The organism is Rhizobium sp. FG96 (assembly GCF_057808655.1).
Genome location: NZ_JBMDIL010000006.1, coordinates 137307 through 151561, shown reverse-complemented (window position 1 = coordinate 151561; position 14255 = coordinate 137307). Strand labels below are relative to the sequence as shown.

Here is a 14255-nt window from a genome sequence, read left to right as displayed (position 1 = left end):
GCTCCATAACTTAGAATTATTCTAAATCTAAAGTGCTGCAGCCCACCGGTCAAGGCTGGAGGGGCGGGATTTGACAGATTGCCGCAACCGGGCCTTCCCTGCTTTAGTCTCGCGGTTGCAACGCCTATATGAAGGCCGCCGCAGATGCGGCAGAGCCGGGGTGGTTTCTGAGATGAGCAATGAATTGCAGGGCCGCGCTGCACATGTCGCGGCAATCCGCGAGCGCGCGGAAGCGGATATGAAGGCGATCGGTATCGACGAGGCCTTCGTCAGCAAGCTGGTCGATACGTTCTATGGCCGTGTTCTGGAGCATCCGGAACTCGGGCCGGTTTTCGACGCGCGGCTTTCCGGCCGCTGGCCGGAGCACATGGAGAAGATGAAGAGCTTCTGGTCCTCGGTCGCCTTCCGCAGCGGCGCTTACGGCGGAAAGCCGGTACAGGCGCATGTCGGCGTCGCCAACATGACGCCAGAGCTCTTTCCGAAATGGCTGGCGCTGTTTTCCGCAACGCTCGACGATATCGCGCCGAACCCGGAGGCGAAGGCCTGGTTCATGGCGACGGCCGAGCGTATTGCGCGCAGCCTGACGCTTTCGCTGTTCTACAATCCGGCGACCGATGATCCGAGCCTCAAACGGGCCTGATCAGCTCTTGGCCGACATGAAGGTGGCACCGGCGCTTGCGGCAACGACGAGCGCCGTTCCCATCATCTGCAGCAGCGTCATCGGCTGCATCAGGATGATAAAGCCTGCCAAGGCGCCAATCGCCGGCTCCAGGCTCATCAGAATGCCGAAGGACGCAGTCGGCATGCGCCGCAGCGCGATCATTTCAAGCGTATAGGGCAGCAGCGGCACGAGGATGGCGAGGCCCGCCATCTCGATCAACCCGAAGCCATCGAGCTTCGGCACGGCGCCCATGAAACCGAACGGCGTTGCGACGACGGCGGCGACGAGGAGAGACATCGACAGTCCCTCCAGCCCCTTAAAGGCGGCGCCGACCTTTTTTGTCAGCAGGATATAGATCGCCCAGCCCGTTCCGGCCCCGGCGGCGAAGAGGACGCCGGGCAGGTTGCCGACCCAGCCCTCACCGTCATAGGCGAGAAACAGAACGCCCGCGGCCGCAATGACCGGCCAGACCAGGCGGCGCGTCAGCCCGTAGCCGAAGGTTGCCACCGAGAGAGGCCCCAGAAAATCGATCGCCACGGCAAGGCCGAGCGGGATGCGCTGGATCGAGGCGAAAAAGGATATGGTCATCAGCGCCGTCGTCGTGCCGAGCACGAGCGCACTGATCCACTGTTCGCGGCTATATCTGAGAACTGGTGGACGGACGACCAGCGCGAGGATCAGCGCCGCAAAGACCAGACGCAGCCAAGACGCACCGGCCGGGCCGTAGGCGGCGATTGCGGGCGCGGAAAGGGCTGCACCGAACTGGATCGACGACATGGAGAGCAGGCACATCAGAGCGCCAGATGCGACGCTTCCCGATGACGGAGCCGCCTCGCCGCCATTCACCACCGTATTGTCAGGCTGTGCGCCCATGATCCCTCTCCCGATTTGCGCCCTGCTTACGGCGATGGGGCGCGCGGAGCAAATTCAAACTTCTGATGGAAAGGGTCAGCGGACTTGATGGCTAGAGGTGGCGCCGTTCGTCCAGTGCTTCTTCGGCCTCTTCCCGCTGCATGGCGAAGATCCGCTTGCCCAGTTCGAAGCTGAAGCCGGCGCGGGCGAAGGCCGAGAGTTCCTTCGTCTGGCGCTTCTCGTCGAGCTCGCATTTGCGGAATGGCCCGAAGGCGCGTTTGCGGGCGAGAACCAGTGCGGCGTAGAAATCATCTGCTTCGGCAACGGCTGCAGCCACCGTCGCCTTGGCGACGCCCTTCTGCGACAGTTTCTGGGCGATGGCGCGCTTCGACTTGCCGCTGCGCATGCCCGAGCGCGTTCCGATCTCGGCATAGGCGGTGTCGTCGATCGCCTTGTTGTCATAAGCGAACTTGACGGCGGAATCGGCGAGCGCCTTGACCTGCGCCTCGCTGATATCCTCGAACTGCTCGCGCGCCTTTCGGGCGATCGCGTCGTAAAGCTGCTTTTCCGTATGCATGCGCCGTTCGAGCCGATAGATCGCCGAATTGCGCGCCCATGAAAACATGCGCGGCGTCGGAATATCGGATGCTGGCGTTTCCTCGTCCAAGCCGGCTAAGCCTCCAGGCCCTTCAAGACATTGGCGACGTTGAGGCCGATCTCGGGCACGCCATAGCCCCCCTCCATGCAGGTCAGCACCGGCAGACCGGATGCGGCGATCATCGCGCCCATGCGGGTGAAGTCATCGGAATTCAGCTTGAAGAAGGAAATCGGATCGCGCTCGAACGTATCGACACCGAGCGACACGACGATGGCTTCGGCGCCGAAAGCCTTGATGCGTGTCAGCGAATCCGCAAGAGCCGCCGCCCATTCGCTCCAGGCCGTTCCGCGCGGCAGCGGATAGTTGGCATTGCTGCCCTCTCCGGCACCCTCGCCGGTTTCATCGGCATAGCCCCAGAAATACGGGAAGGCATCGGCCGGTTCACCATGCAGCGAGGCGAAGAATATATCGCCGCGGCGGTAGATGATATCCTGCGTGCCGTTGCCGTGATGGAAATCGACATCGAGGATCGCTACCTTCTTGGCGCCGAGATCAAGCAGGCGCTGCGCCGCGACGGCAGCATTGTTGATGAAGCAATAGCCGCCGAAGAGATCGATACCGGCATGATGGCCGGGCGGGCGGCAGAGCGAAAAGGCAAAACGGTTTCCAGCATTCAGCCAGTCGGCGCCGGTGACCGCACATTGCATCGAGGCGACAGCCGCCTGATAGGTACCGTCGGTAATCGCCGTTTCGGCAGCATTGGCATAATAGCCGAGCAGCGCGTCGATATCGTTGGGAATCCGGAGCGTCGAACGGCGAACCGGAAAGGATGTCGGGATCGCCTCGCCTGCTGCACCCGTCGCCTTCCACATGTCCCAGGCCTTTGACAGGAATTCGAGATAGCCGCGGTCATGGACCTTCATCGCGGTTTCGAGACCATGACGCTCGGGCGCCACGACATCGGCAAAACCCGCAGCCTTCACGGCATCGAGAATCCACTCCGCACGAAACGGCCCTTCGAAGGGCGTGACCAGCTGCCCATTGTGCAGCTCCGTCTTCGCGTCACGCAGCTTGTGATCTTCGGAATAAATGACGCGCATCGTGCGGTATCCCCTGTTCGTTGTCCGGATAAGGCGCGGCGAAGCGCCGATTCGTCAATGGCTTCAGCGCCTCACGCAGCGACCCGTTTGTAAAACAGCGTCGTGGCGCAGTAGCCGCCATCGGGCCAGAGGGCATAATCCGGGATGACGCCGGCGCGTTCCCAGCCGAGGCGGGGGTAGATGGCTTCGGCATCGCTGCCGGTTGCCGTGTCGAGCACCAGCAGATGCTTGCCGTGGCGGGCCGCTTCCTGTTCGATCGCCTCCATCAAGAGCCGCGCGATGCCCTTGCCGCGAGCGGAGCGGTGGACGAGCAGCTTCTTCAGGTCGCCGCGATGCGGTTGGTTGGGCATGGAGGCGAAGCCGACCTGGACGGTGCCGACCACGCGGCCATCGATTTCGGCGATGGCAAGCAGATTGGCTCCGGCCTCGACGGACTCCACGACGCCTTGCCAATAGGGCAGCGCATCGGCCGCGGTGTAGGGCTGCATGAAACCGACGGAGGCACCGCCTTCGACGCAATCGGCGAGCACCTCGCAGAGATCGGGAATGGTGGCGCGGGCCTCAGTGGCGTTCAAGATGCGGATGGCGGGCATGGCATTCTCCTGAGACATCATCGCGTGCTGCGGCTGAGCACGACGCAATAGCGGGCGGGCTTGCTGGTGGGATTGTGGAAGACGTGACCCTCGCCGACAGGCATGAAGAGGCAATCGCCGGCGAAGAGGCGGTGAACCTTCTCGCCCGCCGTCATCTCCATTTCGCCTTCGAACACCCAGATATGCTGGGTCATGCCATGGCTTGCGGCATGCGGCGGGAAGCTGACGCGGGCGCCGGGCGGAAACTCGACATCGACGATATCGACCTCCGAAGCGGTGCCGGGCGGCGAGACGGAGCGCCTGACATAACCGGTCTCCGGATCGCGCCAGACCTGCTGCTCGTGGCGGCGGGCGAGAGGCGAGGCATCTTCGTCCTGCCCGGCGAAGAAGGTCGAGAGCGACAGGCCAAGCGCGGCGCAGACCCGCGCCAGCAGCGATGCAGTCGGGCTGGCCTCGGCGCGCTCGATGCGCGAGATCATCGCCCGGCTGACGCCGGAGCTGGTGGCGAGATCATCCAGCGTCAGCCCCTTTTCCAGCCGGAGTTTGCGGATCCTGGCGCCGATGGCGGCTTCGAGTTCGTCTTCCATTCGATTCCCAAATTTCTACTATAAGAGAAATACAGGATCCAATGATGGAATCAAGAGGCATTCTGCGGCGCAACTTATCCTAAACAAAGTCCTGCTTTTCCCCTATGCGGCAGGGGAAGGCGCTGCTATATGGCGCCCATGAGCACCAATTCGACGACTCCGCTTTCCCATATCCGCAATTTCTCGATCGTGGCCCATATCGACCACGGCAAATCGACGCTTGCCGACCGCCTGATCCAGACGACCGGCGGCCTTGCCGAGCGCGAGATGTCCGAGCAGGTTCTGGACAACATGGATATCGAGCGCGAGCGCGGCATCACCATCAAGGCCCAGACCGTGCGTCTGCACTACAAGGCCAAGGATGGCGAGACCTATATCCTGAACCTGATCGACACGCCCGGCCACGTTGACTTCGCCTACGAAGTCTCGCGCTCGCTGTCGGCCTGCGAAGGCTCGCTGCTCGTCGTCGACGCGTCGCAGGGCGTCGAGGCGCAGACGCTCGCCAACGTCTATCAGGCGATCGACAACAACCACGAGCTCGTCACCGTCCTCAACAAGATCGACCTGCCGGCGGCCGAGCCCGACCGCATCAAGGAACAGATCGAGGAAGTGATCGGCATCGACGCTTCGGAAGCCGTGCTGATTTCGGCCAAGACCGGCCTCGGCATTCCCGACGTTCTCGAAGCCATCGTCCAGAAGCTGCCGGCGCCGAAGAGCCCCGGAGGCGAGAAGGCGCCGCTGAAGGCGCTGCTCGTCGACAGCTGGTACGACACCTATCTCGGCGTCATGGTTCTCGTGCGCGTCATCGATGGCGTCCTGACCAAGGGCCAGACGATCCGCATGATGGGCACGGATGCCAAGTATCAGGTGGAACGCATCGGCGTGCTGACGCCGAAGATGGTCAATGTCGACAGCCTCGGCCCCGGCGAGATCGGCTTCATCACCGCCTCGATCAAGGAAGTGGCCGATACCCGCGTCGGCGACACGATCACCGAAGACAAGCGCCCAACCGCCGAAGCCCTGCCGGGCTTCAAGCCGGCCCAGCCGGTGGTGTTCTGTGGCCTCTTCCCCGTCGACGCCGCCGATTTCGAAGACCTGCGCGCGGCGATGGGCAAGCTTCGCCTCAACGATGCCTCCTTCTCTTTCGAAATGGAAAGCTCGGCCGCTCTCGGCTTCGGTTTCCGCTGCGGCTTCCTCGGCCTGCTGCATCTCGAGATCATCCAGGAACGCCTCGAGCGCGAATTCGATCTCGACCTGATCGCCACGGCTCCATCGGTCGTCTACAAGCTGACGATGACGGATGGTTCGGAGCGCGAGCTGCATAACCCGGCCGATATGCCCGACGTGGTGAAGATCGCGGAAATCCAGGAGCCGTGGATCAAGGCGACGATCATGACGCCCGACGATTATCTCGGCGGCATCCTGAAGCTCTGCCAGGACCGCCGCGGCATCCAGACCGAGCTGACCTATGTCGGCACGCGCGCCATGGTGACCTACGAGCTGCCGCTCAACGAAGTCGTCTTCGACTTTTACGACCGCCTGAAGTCGATCTCCAAGGGCTACGCCTCGTTCGACTATCACCTCGAAGGCTACCGCGAAGGCAACCTCGTCAAGCTGTCGATTCTCGTCAACGGCGAGCCGGTCGATGCGCTTTCCATGCTCGTTCACCGCACCTCTGCCGAAAAGCGCGGCCGCGACATGTGCGAGCGGCTGAAGGACCTGATCCCGAAGCACATGTTCAAGATCCCGATCCAGGCCGCGATCGGCGGCAACGTCATTGCCCGCGAGACGATCTCGGCGCTGCGCAAGGACGTGACGGCCAAGTGCTACGGCGGCGACGCCACCCGCAAGCGCAAACTTCTGGAAAAGCAGAAGGAAGGCAAGAAGCGCATGCGCCAGTTCGGCAAGGTGGAAATCCCGCAGGAAGCGTTTATCGCAGCACTCAAGATGGGCGACGAGTAATCAGCCGCTTCGGCTGGGTGCGACAGGGGAGGCTCGCGCCTCCCTTTTTGTTTCGCCACGTTGTGCTCGGTCAGTGATTGCGGCATAAATTCGTGGTCAGGCAAGATTGCGCCATTCTGTTTTTGAGTTGTGCCATGGCTACAGATAAGCAGCACCCGGAAACGGACGAAGTACCAATCGCAAGCCGCCCGACAAGCGATGATGCAACGCTTCCTCGTGAAGAACGAGGGCGGCTCTGGCTCATCGAAAATGCAGAGGCGATCGCGGAAGAGAACGCGTACGTCGAGAAGCACGGACTACCACTGGCGCGCTACCGCACGTTCTAGATCTCCTGCGCCATATATTCCTTCACCAGCCCCTCATAGGCATCCATCTCGGGTAGCGCCGGATAGCTATGCCTGGCGCCGGTCTCGGCAAAGGCGAGCTTCTCGCTCGTCCAGGTCTCGATGAAGGGGGTGAACCAGCCGAGATCGTCGAGCATGGTCGGGCGGACGTTGACGAACCAGTCCATGCCTTCGGGCCTGGTGAACATCCAGGTCATGCAGTTCGGGCAGAAATAGTGGTGGGCCTCCGGGCCATGCAGGCCGCCGATGACGGGTTCGCCCTTGGTCACCTCGAAGCCTTCCGTGGGAACGGCGGCGCTCAGCGAATAGGCGCTCGACGACATCTTCTGGCAGCCTGTGCAATGACAGGCCATGGTCAGCAGTGGCTTGGCACTGATCTTCAGCCGCACCTGGCCGCAACGGCAACCGCCCTCCCAGGGCAACGCGTTCTCGCTCATCCTATCCTCCTGTTGTCTTTCTGATCTAGGCCGGCAAAGCGGCGCTTCCAGCGCTAGTCGCGCCTGACCGGCCGGGCCGGGTTTCCGACCACGGTTGCGCCGGCGTCAACATCCCTCGTCACGACGGAACCCGCGCCGACAATGGCGCCATCGCCGATCGTGACACCGCCCAAAATGATCGCGCCGCCGCCGATCCAGACATCGCGGCCGATCGTCACCGGACGGGCGATCTCGATGCCCTGGCTGCGCAACTCGGCATCCCGGTGATGGTCGGCGCAATAGATCTGCACGCCGGGGCCAAGCATCGAGCGATCGCCGATGCTGACACGGCCGGAATCGAGAATGGTGCAGCCGGCATTGAGATAGACGCGCTCGCCAAGGCTGAGATTGATGCCATAGGAGCAGTGGAACGGCGCTTCGATGAAGGTGCTGCCCGCGACCTCGCGGAAAAGCGCCCTGAGTGCCGGCGCCATCATGCCGCGCTCATCCGGCGGCATCGTGTTGTGCTGATGCACGGCGCGCCGGGTCTTGACGCGCAGGTCGTCGAGCTCGGCATCGAGGCAGCAATACCATTCGCCCGCCGCCATCTTTTCGGCTTCGCTCGCCATGCTCAGGCGCTCAGGCGACTATCGGCAGCATCCTGCGCCTCAACAGAGGGCCTGATCGTTCGCACGAAAGCGCGGGCGAGCGCCAGGCCGGCACGATCGGCATCGGCGGAATATCTGGCCGATGTCTGCGGGAAACGCTCATGCCAGCCGGGCTCGAGCACCTCGGCCAACTCGCGAAACTCGACATTCCAGCGATCGACAACGGACGAATCCGCCTCGAAATGAAACTGGGCGCCGTAGACGGCCCTGCCGATCCGGAAGCACTGGTTCGGCACGGCTTCCGTCGATGCCAGCCGCACGGAACCGGCGGGCAGCGTGAACGTGTCGGAATGCCACTCGAAAATCGGAAAAGCGTCTCCGAGATCCTCGAACAGGGGATCGGCCCGGCCCTCGCCGGTCACGTCGACAGGCTTCCAGCCGAATTCGCGGGTGCCGTTCAGGATGTTCTCTCCGCCATAGCCGCGCGCCAGAACCTGGCTGCCGAGGCAGATGCCGAGAACGGATTTTTCAGCGTCGCCATAGCTTCGCATCAGGGCGGCGAGTGCGGGGAGATAGGGATAGTCCGCGTCGTCGACGGCGCTCTGTTCGCCGCCGAGCACGACGAGCGCATCATAGGCTTCCGGGCCGGCCGGCAGTGCGCCATCGCTCCACGGACGGTACCAGTCGATCGCGGCGCCAGCCTCGGCAAGGGCAGTGCCCAGCGCACCGATATGGGTGTTCGGCATGTTCTCGACGACGGCGACCCGCATCATTCTCTCCTCGATTCCATGGCCGAGTGTGACCATGCGCCGACCGGCTATGCAAGCGGCAAGATTGCGCGCTTCTGACGAAACTCCTAAACCGGAGCAAAGGCGAAAGGAAACTCCCCATGACCGAAAAGGCCCGCGTCACCATTCTCTACTGCACCCAGTGCAACTGGCTGCTGCGCGCCGGCTGGATGGCGCAGGAGCTGCTGCAGACCTTTACCGACAGCCTCGGCGAAGTGGCACTCATTCCCGGAACCGGCGGAAATTTCGAGATCCGCGTCAACGGCGACCTGATCTGGGAGCGCAAGCGCGACGGCGGGTTTCCGGGACCGAAGGAACTGAAGCAGCGCGTGCGCGACATCATCGAGCCTGGCCGCGATCTCGGCCATACCGACCGCGCCTCGCTGGAAAGCTAACGTTCAGTCGAAGGGCGAATTACAGGTCCGGTAGATGCCCTGATAAGTGACGAAGCGATCGGTTTTCGGATTGTAGGTCCGGTACTGATTGCGGCACCACTCGACATGCATGCGCGGATCCTTGGCGGCCGGGCGCAAGGTGCGAATCGGCGGCGGATCATAGGTGAGCTGCGGACGCGCCTGCGTCCTCGGCTGATAATAGGTCGGCCCCCTCGCCGTCGGCGGCCGGTAATTCGGCTGCACATAGGCCGGGCGGTGCCATTGCCGCGGCCCGAAGCCGAAGCAGCCGCGATAATCGCAATAGGTCGACTGCGTGTTGACGACCGGGCCTCGCCCCGACAGCTGGCCGAATGCCGGCTCTGCCTTTGCAGCAAGCGGCATGAGGAGGGCGATGGCGGCGATCACGGCACTGCGCAAAGCGGACATGGATGATTCCTTTCCCATCGCTTTTATATAGGCAACGCGCGCTCCAAGAAAATCCAGGTGCCGAAAACTGGCAATCAGTTCGCCGTGAATGCGGTTCTGCGGGGATCGTCACAATCTTTTTTGCCGACTGTCAGGAAAACTTCAAAAAGCCAGTTGACAGTCGCAGGCCACCCCCGTACATGGCTCTCCGTCGCCCAGATGGCGGAATTGGTAGACGCGCCAGCTTCAGGTGCTGGTACCCGAAAGGGTGTGGAGGTTCGAGTCCTCTTCTGGGCACCATTCCCATTGAAAATTAGCAGTTTAAGCCGATACCAACGGCTTTTTCGGTCTGCTGTTTTCTCCTCCTCACCACCGCAGATATCGTGATCCGATGATAGCGCCGAGTGCCGTTACGGCGGCGGTGGCGGTCGTGTACCAGGTCGCCAGGAAAAGCGGGCTGTCGTCGGGGCAATGCCAGGCGTAGAGCGCTGCTGCAAGGCCGGCCGAGGCAAGACCTGCGACGGCGCCGCCGAGGGTGGGGTTCTCAGGCGCGGCATTCTTCAGCGCCCATAGAAAGCCTGCGAGCGGGGCCAGGGACAACACCGGGATGAAGAAGACGCAGAAGGCGGCGTTGCGGCCAAGCAGCGCTGCGCGCCAGGCGTCTTCCGGAATGGCCGTCAGTTCCGTTGCGACGCCGGCGATCACCAGTGCCAGCGGCAGCAGCACGGCCAGGGACGCAAGCTTCAAGGGAACGCCGGGGCGGCCGATGCGGAAGACGAGGCCGCAGGCGGTGACTGCGAGCGTCAGGGTGGTGACGATCTTGAAGAGCACGCGGGCAGTTTCGATCGCCGTTCCCATGTCGCGACGGATGCCGATGGTGGAGAGCAGCAGAACCGCCGAGACGACGACGCCCGCCACGAGCGCGCGGCTGAGCAGCGGACCGAGGCGGGATCGCACCGGCGCATCGGCGGCAAGCATGCTGATCAGGTCATCGGTCTTCACGCGTTTCACTCCGGTATAGGGCTGCCAGCGCCTTCAGCGCCCGGTGCAGGGAAACACGCACCGCACCCTCTGTCATCTTCAGCCTCTCGGCCGTCTCGCGGATGCCCGCCCCCTCGATCGAGATCGAGCGGACGATATCGCGTTGCGGGTCTTTCAGCCGCTCCAGCATATGTTCGGCATCGAGCCGGTCGAGATTGCCCGCCTGCTCTTCCGCCTCAAGCGTTGCCATCACGTCGTCGATCGGCACGTCGATATGGCGGCCGCGGCGGCGCAGGCTGTCGATCAGCTTGTTGCGCACGATCGTCGACAGCCACGGGCCGATCGGGCGTGCCGGATCCCACGTGCCGCGCTTCAGATGCACCGCCAGCAGAACTTCCTGCACGACATCTTCCGCCTCGCTCGCCGGCGCGCCGAACTGATCGCAGCGGCGGCGAGCCATCGCGCGCAGGTGCGGCGTGACGGCGGAAAGGAAGCGATGATAGGCTTGCGTATCGCCATCCATGGCGCTGCGCATCCAACCTGCCCATTCCTCTTCACGCGCCGAATGTTTCACCCGACATAATCCTCTACGGAGGGCCACACGTTTTTGTTACCGCCCGGGCAGAAATATTTCAGACAGGCCTCACACGCCTTTGTTTTCAGGCTTTTCGCTTGCCATCGCGTAAACGGCAAGGGCGCGTCCCGTAAAAAAATCGTGGGAACCGTGTAACAACGGCTGCCACGCCTCCGTAGCCCTCAGTGCAAGCCAATCACGGCTCGCCATTCTACGGAGATGAAACAATGAAGAACAGCATCGTTACGCTCGCACTGGCAGGCTCCATCGCTTCGGCGCTCGCAACCATCGCAGCCCCCGCTGCCTCGGCCGCCGACAACAAGGAGAAGTGCTACGGCGTTGCCCTCAAGGGGCAGAACGATTGCGCCGCCGGCAAGCACGATTGCGCCGGCAAGTCGACCGTCAGCTACGACAAGATGTCCTTCAAGCTGGTCCCGGCCGGCACCTGCACGTCGATGAAGACGCCGAAGGGCCACGGCATGCTGACGCCGGCCTGATCGGCCCCACCGCCCCCAGAAACCAAGAGATACCGGAGAAGACCATGACCAAACTCCCCGCCACCGTCTTTGCAGCCTCGGTCGCCACCGCGCTGACGCTGATCGGCAGCGTCCAGACCGCTTCGGCCCAGGATGCCGCCAAGGAGAAGTGCTACGGCATCGCCCTCAAGGGACAGAACGATTGCGCTGCCGGCCCCGGCACGACCTGCGCCGGCACGGCGAAGATCGACTACCAGAAGAACGCCTGGAAGCTCGTTCCGGCCGGAACCTGCACGTCGATGAAGACGCCCGATGGCACCGGCTCGCTGACGCAGGGCCCGGCCCCGGCCTGATCCGGTTCCAGCACTCACCGGCGGCGCCGCGAAGGCGCCGCCAATCCAATCGAGGAGAGACAGGATGAAACCCTCTGCATTGCCCCACCGTCCCGGCATCGGTTTCAAGCCCGAACATTTCGCCAGCATCATCGCCACACCGCAGCCCGTCGGCTTTTTCGAAGTCCATGCGGAGAATTACATGGGCGCCGGCGGCCCGCCGCATGCGCAGCTCGGCAAGCTGCGCGAGGACTATGCATTGTCGATCCATGGCGTCGGCTTGTCGATCGGCTCGATGCAGCCGCTCGATCAGGATCATCTGCAGCGGCTGAAGACCATCTGCGATCGCTATGAGCCGGAGAGCTTTTCGGAGCATCTCGCCTGGTCGACGCATGACACGGTATTCCTCAACGACCTCCTGCCCCTGCCCTACACATCCGAAACGCTGTCGCGCGTTGCGGATCATATCGACCAGGTGCAGGACACGCTGAAGCGGCAGATGTTGCTTGAGAACCCGGCGACCTATGTTCTGTTCGAGGAGAGCACGCTCGAAGAGACCGAATTTCTAGCGGAGATCGTCAGGCAGACCGGATGCGGGCTGCTGCTCGACGTCAACAACGTCTTCGTCGCCTCCACCAATCACAACATGAACCCGCGCGACTATCTCGCCCGCTTCCCGGTGCAATGGGTGCGCGAGATCCATCTCAGCGGTCATTCGGAAACGACGGATGACGAAGGTGCGCCACTGCTGATCGATTCGCACGACACGCCGGTCAAGGACCCGGTGTGGGCGCTCTACGAAGAACTGATTGCCCGGACGGGGCCGATCGCCAGCCTGATCGAATGGGACAACGACGTGCCGGAATGGCCGGTCCTGCGCTCCGAAGCTGAGGCCGCGGGAGCGATCCTCGATCGCGCCGCGCGGCTGCGGGCGGCCTGAGGCGTGTCATGGCTACCATCACACAAGAGCAATTCGCGGTAGCGCTACGGGATAGCGCGCTGCCGGTTCCCGAAGGGATCGCCGCCTGGAATGCGGCACGCCCGCTGCGGCGCTTCGGCGTCTATCGCAACAATGTCGTCTCGGGGCTGATCGGCGCCGTCGCATCCCGCTTTCCGGTTGCCGAGAAGATCGTAGGCGAGGAGTTCTTCGCCGGCATGGCCTACGAGTTTATCTGTCTGCATCCGCCGCGCTCGCCGCTACTGCTTTCCTATGGCGACGGCTTCGCCGATTTCGTCGAGGCTTTCGAGCCGGCACGGGAAATCGCCTATCTCGCCGATGTCATCCGCCTGGAGGTGGCGCGCGGCAGGGCCTATCACGCAGCAGATGCGACACCGCTCGCCGCCGATCGTCTGGCGCCGCTCGACGAAGGGCAGCTTGCGTCGCTGGTGTTCACGCCGCACCCGTCCGCATCCATCCTCCGCTCCGTCCATCCAACGGTGACCATATGGGCGATGAATGCCGGCGAGATGGCCTTTGCGCCGATCGCCGACTGGCACAGCGAAGACGCGCTCGTCGTCAGGCCGCAGATGATCGTCGAGATACACCGGCTGCCGCCCGGGGGTGCTGCATTTCTCGAAGCATTGTTCAGCGGCGCGACGCTTGCTGCCGCCGCGGGCGCGGCCTTTGCGGCGGCGCCGGATTTCGACCTTTCCGCCAATCTTGCCGGAGCGCTGCAAGCCGGCGCCTTTTCGGACCTTTCGACAGGAGACGACCATGAATGAGGATATGACGCTTGCCACACCCTCGGGCAGCGGCCTTGCCTATCGGGTCCACAGCCTGATGACGGCTTTCGGGATGATCCCGCACGATCTGATCGCGACGGTCGCCCGGCTTTCGATTGCCGCAGTGTTCTGGCAGTCGGGGCAGACGAAGGTGGATGGCTGGCAGGTCACCGACAATGCCGTCTATCTGTTCCAGACCGAGTACAAGCTGCCCTTCGTCGATCCGTGGCTGGCAGCGCATCTGGCGGCCTTTGCCGAGCACTTCTTTCCGCTCTTGCTGGTCATCGGTCTCGCCAGCCGGCTTTCTGCGCTGGCGCTGCTCGGCATGACGCTGGTGATCGAGATCTTCGTCTATCCGGATGCATGGCCCACCCATGGCACATGGGCTGTCTGCTTTCTGGTAATCATCGCCGGCGGGCCGGGGCGGCTTTCACTCGATCATCTGATTGCGCGCTATTTTGCACGCAGCGCCTGATCAGCGCACCGGCTGATAATGGCCACGCAGGGGAACCTGCGTGCCCTGGCTGATCTGGCCATCGCGATCGCAGACATAGACGATCGTCGGCATGCCGCCGGAACGGAAGATCCAGTCACCGTCGCGACGCACATGGCCGGTCTCGGTGTGGCAGGCATATTGCTCTTCATCCTTCTTGTCAGGCTGAGCCTTGACGCCGGGAAGATCGGTATAGGGATAGAGCGGCTGAACATCGGCCTTGCCCGCGCGCGCCCAATCGGTCGCCGAGGCCTGCAGCGGCACAATGGCCGCAAAGGCGAAGGCGGCAATCACGATCGACGGCAGGATGCGCATGTTCATTTCTCCCGGCATTGAGCCATGGAACCTGTCTTCTGATGTAGGATGAA

21 protein-coding genes and 1 tRNA gene are annotated in these 14255 nt (G+C 63.1%); 10 read left to right on the top strand and 12 right to left on the bottom strand.

Annotation, left to right across the window (positions count from 1 at the left end):
• Window positions 1–172: 172 nt before the first annotated feature.
• The gene (locus tag ACODR6_RS13775) at window positions 173–640 is read left to right on the top strand and encodes a group III truncated hemoglobin (protein WP_489022673.1); all 468 of its coding nucleotides are present in this window, start codon (window positions 173–175) and stop codon (window positions 638–640) included.
• Here ACODR6_RS13775 and ACODR6_RS13770 read toward each other — a convergent pair whose 3' ends face one another.
• From ACODR6_RS13770 to ACODR6_RS13750, 5 genes are all read right to left on the bottom strand, one after another.
• Window positions 641–1534 carry an EamA family transporter gene (locus ACODR6_RS13770; protein WP_489022672.1) on the bottom strand — a complete coding sequence of 298 codons (894 nt, stop codon included), beginning with the start codon at window positions 1532–1534 and terminating at the stop codon, window positions 641–643. It lies immediately after the preceding gene.
• A gap of 91 nt (window positions 1535–1625) precedes the next feature.
• On the bottom strand, window positions 1626–2180 hold the full coding sequence (gene recX / locus ACODR6_RS13765) for a recombination regulator RecX (protein ID WP_489022671.1): 555 nt from the start codon (window positions 2178–2180) through the stop codon (window positions 1626–1628).
• A 5-nt stretch (window positions 2181–2185) separates the two neighbouring features.
• A complete protein-coding gene (locus tag ACODR6_RS13760; RefSeq protein WP_449098569.1) occupies window positions 2186–3211 on the bottom strand; it encodes a histone deacetylase family protein in 1026 nt (341 codons plus the stop codon).
• Between the two features lie 71 nt (window positions 3212–3282).
• Window positions 3283–3804, bottom strand: a complete 522-nt coding sequence (locus ACODR6_RS13755; RefSeq protein ID WP_489022670.1) for a GNAT family N-acetyltransferase — start codon at window positions 3802–3804, stop codon at window positions 3283–3285.
• Between the two features lie 17 nt (window positions 3805–3821).
• Window positions 3822–4391, bottom strand: a complete 570-nt coding sequence (locus ACODR6_RS13750) for a helix-turn-helix domain-containing protein (RefSeq protein WP_449098571.1) — start codon at window positions 4389–4391, stop codon at window positions 3822–3824.
• A 129-nt stretch (window positions 4392–4520) separates the two neighbouring features.
• Here ACODR6_RS13750 and lepA point away from each other — a divergent pair, with 129 nt between their 5' ends.
• A complete protein-coding gene (lepA, locus tag ACODR6_RS13745) occupies window positions 4521–6353 on the top strand; it encodes a translation elongation factor 4 (protein ID WP_112713981.1) in 1833 nt (610 codons plus the stop codon).
• A 134-nt stretch (window positions 6354–6487) separates the two neighbouring features.
• Window positions 6488–6679 (top strand): type II toxin-antitoxin system CcdA family antitoxin, encoded by a 192-nt coding sequence (locus ACODR6_RS13740; protein WP_112713983.1) that lies wholly within the window; start codon window positions 6488–6490, stop codon window positions 6677–6679.
• On the opposite strand, the gene ACODR6_RS13735 is transcribed toward ACODR6_RS13740, so the two are convergent.
• The 3 genes from ACODR6_RS13735 to ACODR6_RS13725 are packed head-to-tail and all read right to left on the bottom strand — an operon-like array spanning window position 6676 to window position 8491.
• Entirely contained in the window at window positions 6676–7134 is a 459-nt protein-coding gene (locus ACODR6_RS13735) for a GFA family protein (RefSeq protein ID WP_130279309.1), read from the bottom strand. The genes ACODR6_RS13740 and ACODR6_RS13735 overlap by 4 nt on opposite strands.
• A gap of 53 nt (window positions 7135–7187) precedes the next feature.
• Window positions 7188–7742: a sugar O-acetyltransferase gene (locus ACODR6_RS13730; protein WP_489022669.1), complete on the bottom strand. Its 555-nt coding sequence runs from the start codon at window positions 7740–7742 to the stop codon at window positions 7188–7190.
• A 2-nt stretch (window positions 7743–7744) separates the two neighbouring features.
• Entirely contained in the window at window positions 7745–8491 is a 747-nt protein-coding gene (locus ACODR6_RS13725; protein WP_199625956.1) for a type 1 glutamine amidotransferase, read from the bottom strand.
• A 119-nt stretch (window positions 8492–8610) separates the two neighbouring features.
• On the opposite strand from ACODR6_RS13725, the gene ACODR6_RS13720 reads away from it, so the two are divergent.
• Entirely contained in the window at window positions 8611–8904 is a 294-nt protein-coding gene (locus ACODR6_RS13720; protein ID WP_112713991.1) for an Rdx family protein, read from the top strand.
• A 3-nt stretch (window positions 8905–8907) separates the two neighbouring features.
• Here the strand turns inward: ACODR6_RS13720 and ACODR6_RS13715 are convergent, their stop codons facing one another.
• Window positions 8908–9330 (bottom strand): BA14K family protein, encoded by a 423-nt coding sequence (locus ACODR6_RS13715; protein WP_489022668.1) that lies wholly within the window; start codon window positions 9328–9330, stop codon window positions 8908–8910.
• 192 nt (window positions 9331–9522) lie between these two features.
• On the opposite strand from ACODR6_RS13715, the gene ACODR6_RS13710 reads away from it, so the two are divergent.
• A tRNA-Leu gene (locus tag ACODR6_RS13710) sits at window positions 9523–9609 on the top strand.
• Between the two features lie 66 nt (window positions 9610–9675).
• Here the strand turns inward: ACODR6_RS13710 and ACODR6_RS13705 are convergent.
• Window positions 9676–10311, bottom strand: a complete 636-nt coding sequence (locus ACODR6_RS13705; RefSeq protein WP_489022667.1) for an NrsF family protein — start codon at window positions 10309–10311, stop codon at window positions 9676–9678.
• Window positions 10298–10864 (bottom strand): sigma-70 family RNA polymerase sigma factor, encoded by a 567-nt coding sequence (locus tag ACODR6_RS13700; RefSeq protein ID WP_413710764.1) that lies wholly within the window; start codon window positions 10862–10864, stop codon window positions 10298–10300. Before ACODR6_RS13700 ends, ACODR6_RS13705 begins: the two co-directional genes overlap by 14 nt.
• 227 nt (window positions 10865–11091) lie before the next feature.
• On the opposite strand from ACODR6_RS13700, the gene ACODR6_RS13695 reads away from it, so the two are divergent.
• The 5 genes from ACODR6_RS13695 (at window position 11092) to ACODR6_RS13675 (ending at window position 13869) form a co-directional block, all read left to right on the top strand.
• Window positions 11092–11361: a BufA1 family periplasmic bufferin-type metallophore gene (locus tag ACODR6_RS13695; protein ID WP_112713999.1), complete on the top strand. Its 270-nt coding sequence runs from the start codon at window positions 11092–11094 to the stop codon at window positions 11359–11361.
• A 44-nt stretch (window positions 11362–11405) separates the two neighbouring features.
• Complete coding sequence (locus ACODR6_RS13690) at window positions 11406–11693, top strand: BufA1 family periplasmic bufferin-type metallophore (RefSeq protein ID WP_130279316.1); 288 nt, start codon at window positions 11406–11408, stop codon at window positions 11691–11693.
• A gap of 64 nt (window positions 11694–11757) precedes the next feature.
• Window positions 11758–12612, top strand: coding sequence for an MNIO family bufferin maturase (gene bufB, locus ACODR6_RS13685; RefSeq protein ID WP_489022666.1), 855 nt, complete (start codon window positions 11758–11760; stop codon window positions 12610–12612).
• An 8-nt stretch (window positions 12613–12620) separates the two neighbouring features.
• Window positions 12621–13394, top strand: a complete 774-nt coding sequence (locus ACODR6_RS13680; RefSeq protein WP_489022665.1) for an HvfC/BufC family peptide modification chaperone — start codon at window positions 12621–12623, stop codon at window positions 13392–13394.
• Complete coding sequence (locus tag ACODR6_RS13675; RefSeq protein ID WP_489022664.1) at window positions 13387–13869, top strand: DoxX family protein; 483 nt, start codon at window positions 13387–13389, stop codon at window positions 13867–13869. The genes ACODR6_RS13680 and ACODR6_RS13675 overlap by 8 nt, the downstream gene beginning before the upstream one ends.
• On the opposite strand, the gene ACODR6_RS13670 is transcribed toward ACODR6_RS13675, so the two are convergent.
• The gene (locus ACODR6_RS13670) at window positions 13870–14202 is read right to left on the bottom strand and encodes a hypothetical protein (protein ID WP_489022663.1); all 333 of its coding nucleotides are present in this window, start codon (window positions 14200–14202) and stop codon (window positions 13870–13872) included.
• Window positions 14203–14255 lie beyond the last annotated feature (53 nt).

Excerpts from the sequence above, each read along its gene's own strand:
- ACODR6_RS13775 (WP_489022673.1), top strand. The coding sequence starts at position 173 with ATGAGCAATGAATTGCAGGGCCGCGCTGCACATGTCGCGGCAATCCGC.
- ACODR6_RS13770 (WP_489022672.1), bottom strand. The coding sequence starts at position 1,534 with ATGGGCGCACAGCCTGACAATACGGTGGTGAATGGCGGCGAGGCGGCT.
- ACODR6_RS13760 (WP_449098569.1), bottom strand. The coding sequence starts at position 3,211 with ATGCGCGTCATTTATTCCGAAGATCACAAGCTGCGTGACGCGAAGACG.
- ACODR6_RS13755 (WP_489022670.1), bottom strand. The coding sequence starts at position 3,804 with ATGCCCGCCATCCGCATCTTGAACGCCACTGAGGCCCGCGCCACCATT.
- ACODR6_RS13750 (WP_449098571.1), bottom strand. The coding sequence starts at position 4,391 with ATGGAAGACGAACTCGAAGCCGCCATCGGCGCCAGGATCCGCAAACTC.
- lepA (WP_112713981.1), top strand. The coding sequence starts at position 4,521 with ATGGCGCCCATGAGCACCAATTCGACGACTCCGCTTTCCCATATCCGC.
- ACODR6_RS13740 (WP_112713983.1), top strand. The coding sequence starts at position 6,488 with ATGGCTACAGATAAGCAGCACCCGGAAACGGACGAAGTACCAATCGCA.
- ACODR6_RS13735 (WP_130279309.1), bottom strand. The coding sequence starts at position 7,134 with ATGAGCGAGAACGCGTTGCCCTGGGAGGGCGGTTGCCGTTGCGGCCAG.
- ACODR6_RS13730 (WP_489022669.1), bottom strand. The coding sequence starts at position 7,742 with ATGGCGAGCGAAGCCGAAAAGATGGCGGCGGGCGAATGGTATTGCTGC.
- ACODR6_RS13725 (WP_199625956.1), bottom strand. The coding sequence starts at position 8,491 with ATGCGGGTCGCCGTCGTCGAGAACATGCCGAACACCCATATCGGTGCG.
- ACODR6_RS13720 (WP_112713991.1), top strand. The coding sequence starts at position 8,611 with ATGACCGAAAAGGCCCGCGTCACCATTCTCTACTGCACCCAGTGCAAC.
- ACODR6_RS13715 (WP_489022668.1), bottom strand. The coding sequence starts at position 9,330 with ATGTCCGCTTTGCGCAGTGCCGTGATCGCCGCCATCGCCCTCCTCATG.
- ACODR6_RS13695 (WP_112713999.1), top strand. The coding sequence starts at position 11,092 with ATGAAGAACAGCATCGTTACGCTCGCACTGGCAGGCTCCATCGCTTCG.
- ACODR6_RS13690 (WP_130279316.1), top strand. The coding sequence starts at position 11,406 with ATGACCAAACTCCCCGCCACCGTCTTTGCAGCCTCGGTCGCCACCGCG.
- bufB (WP_489022666.1), top strand. The coding sequence starts at position 11,758 with ATGAAACCCTCTGCATTGCCCCACCGTCCCGGCATCGGTTTCAAGCCC.
- ACODR6_RS13680 (WP_489022665.1), top strand. The coding sequence starts at position 12,621 with ATGGCTACCATCACACAAGAGCAATTCGCGGTAGCGCTACGGGATAGC.
- ACODR6_RS13675 (WP_489022664.1), top strand. The coding sequence starts at position 13,387 with ATGAATGAGGATATGACGCTTGCCACACCCTCGGGCAGCGGCCTTGCC.
- ACODR6_RS13670 (WP_489022663.1), bottom strand. The coding sequence starts at position 14,202 with ATGCGCATCCTGCCGTCGATCGTGATTGCCGCCTTCGCCTTTGCGGCC.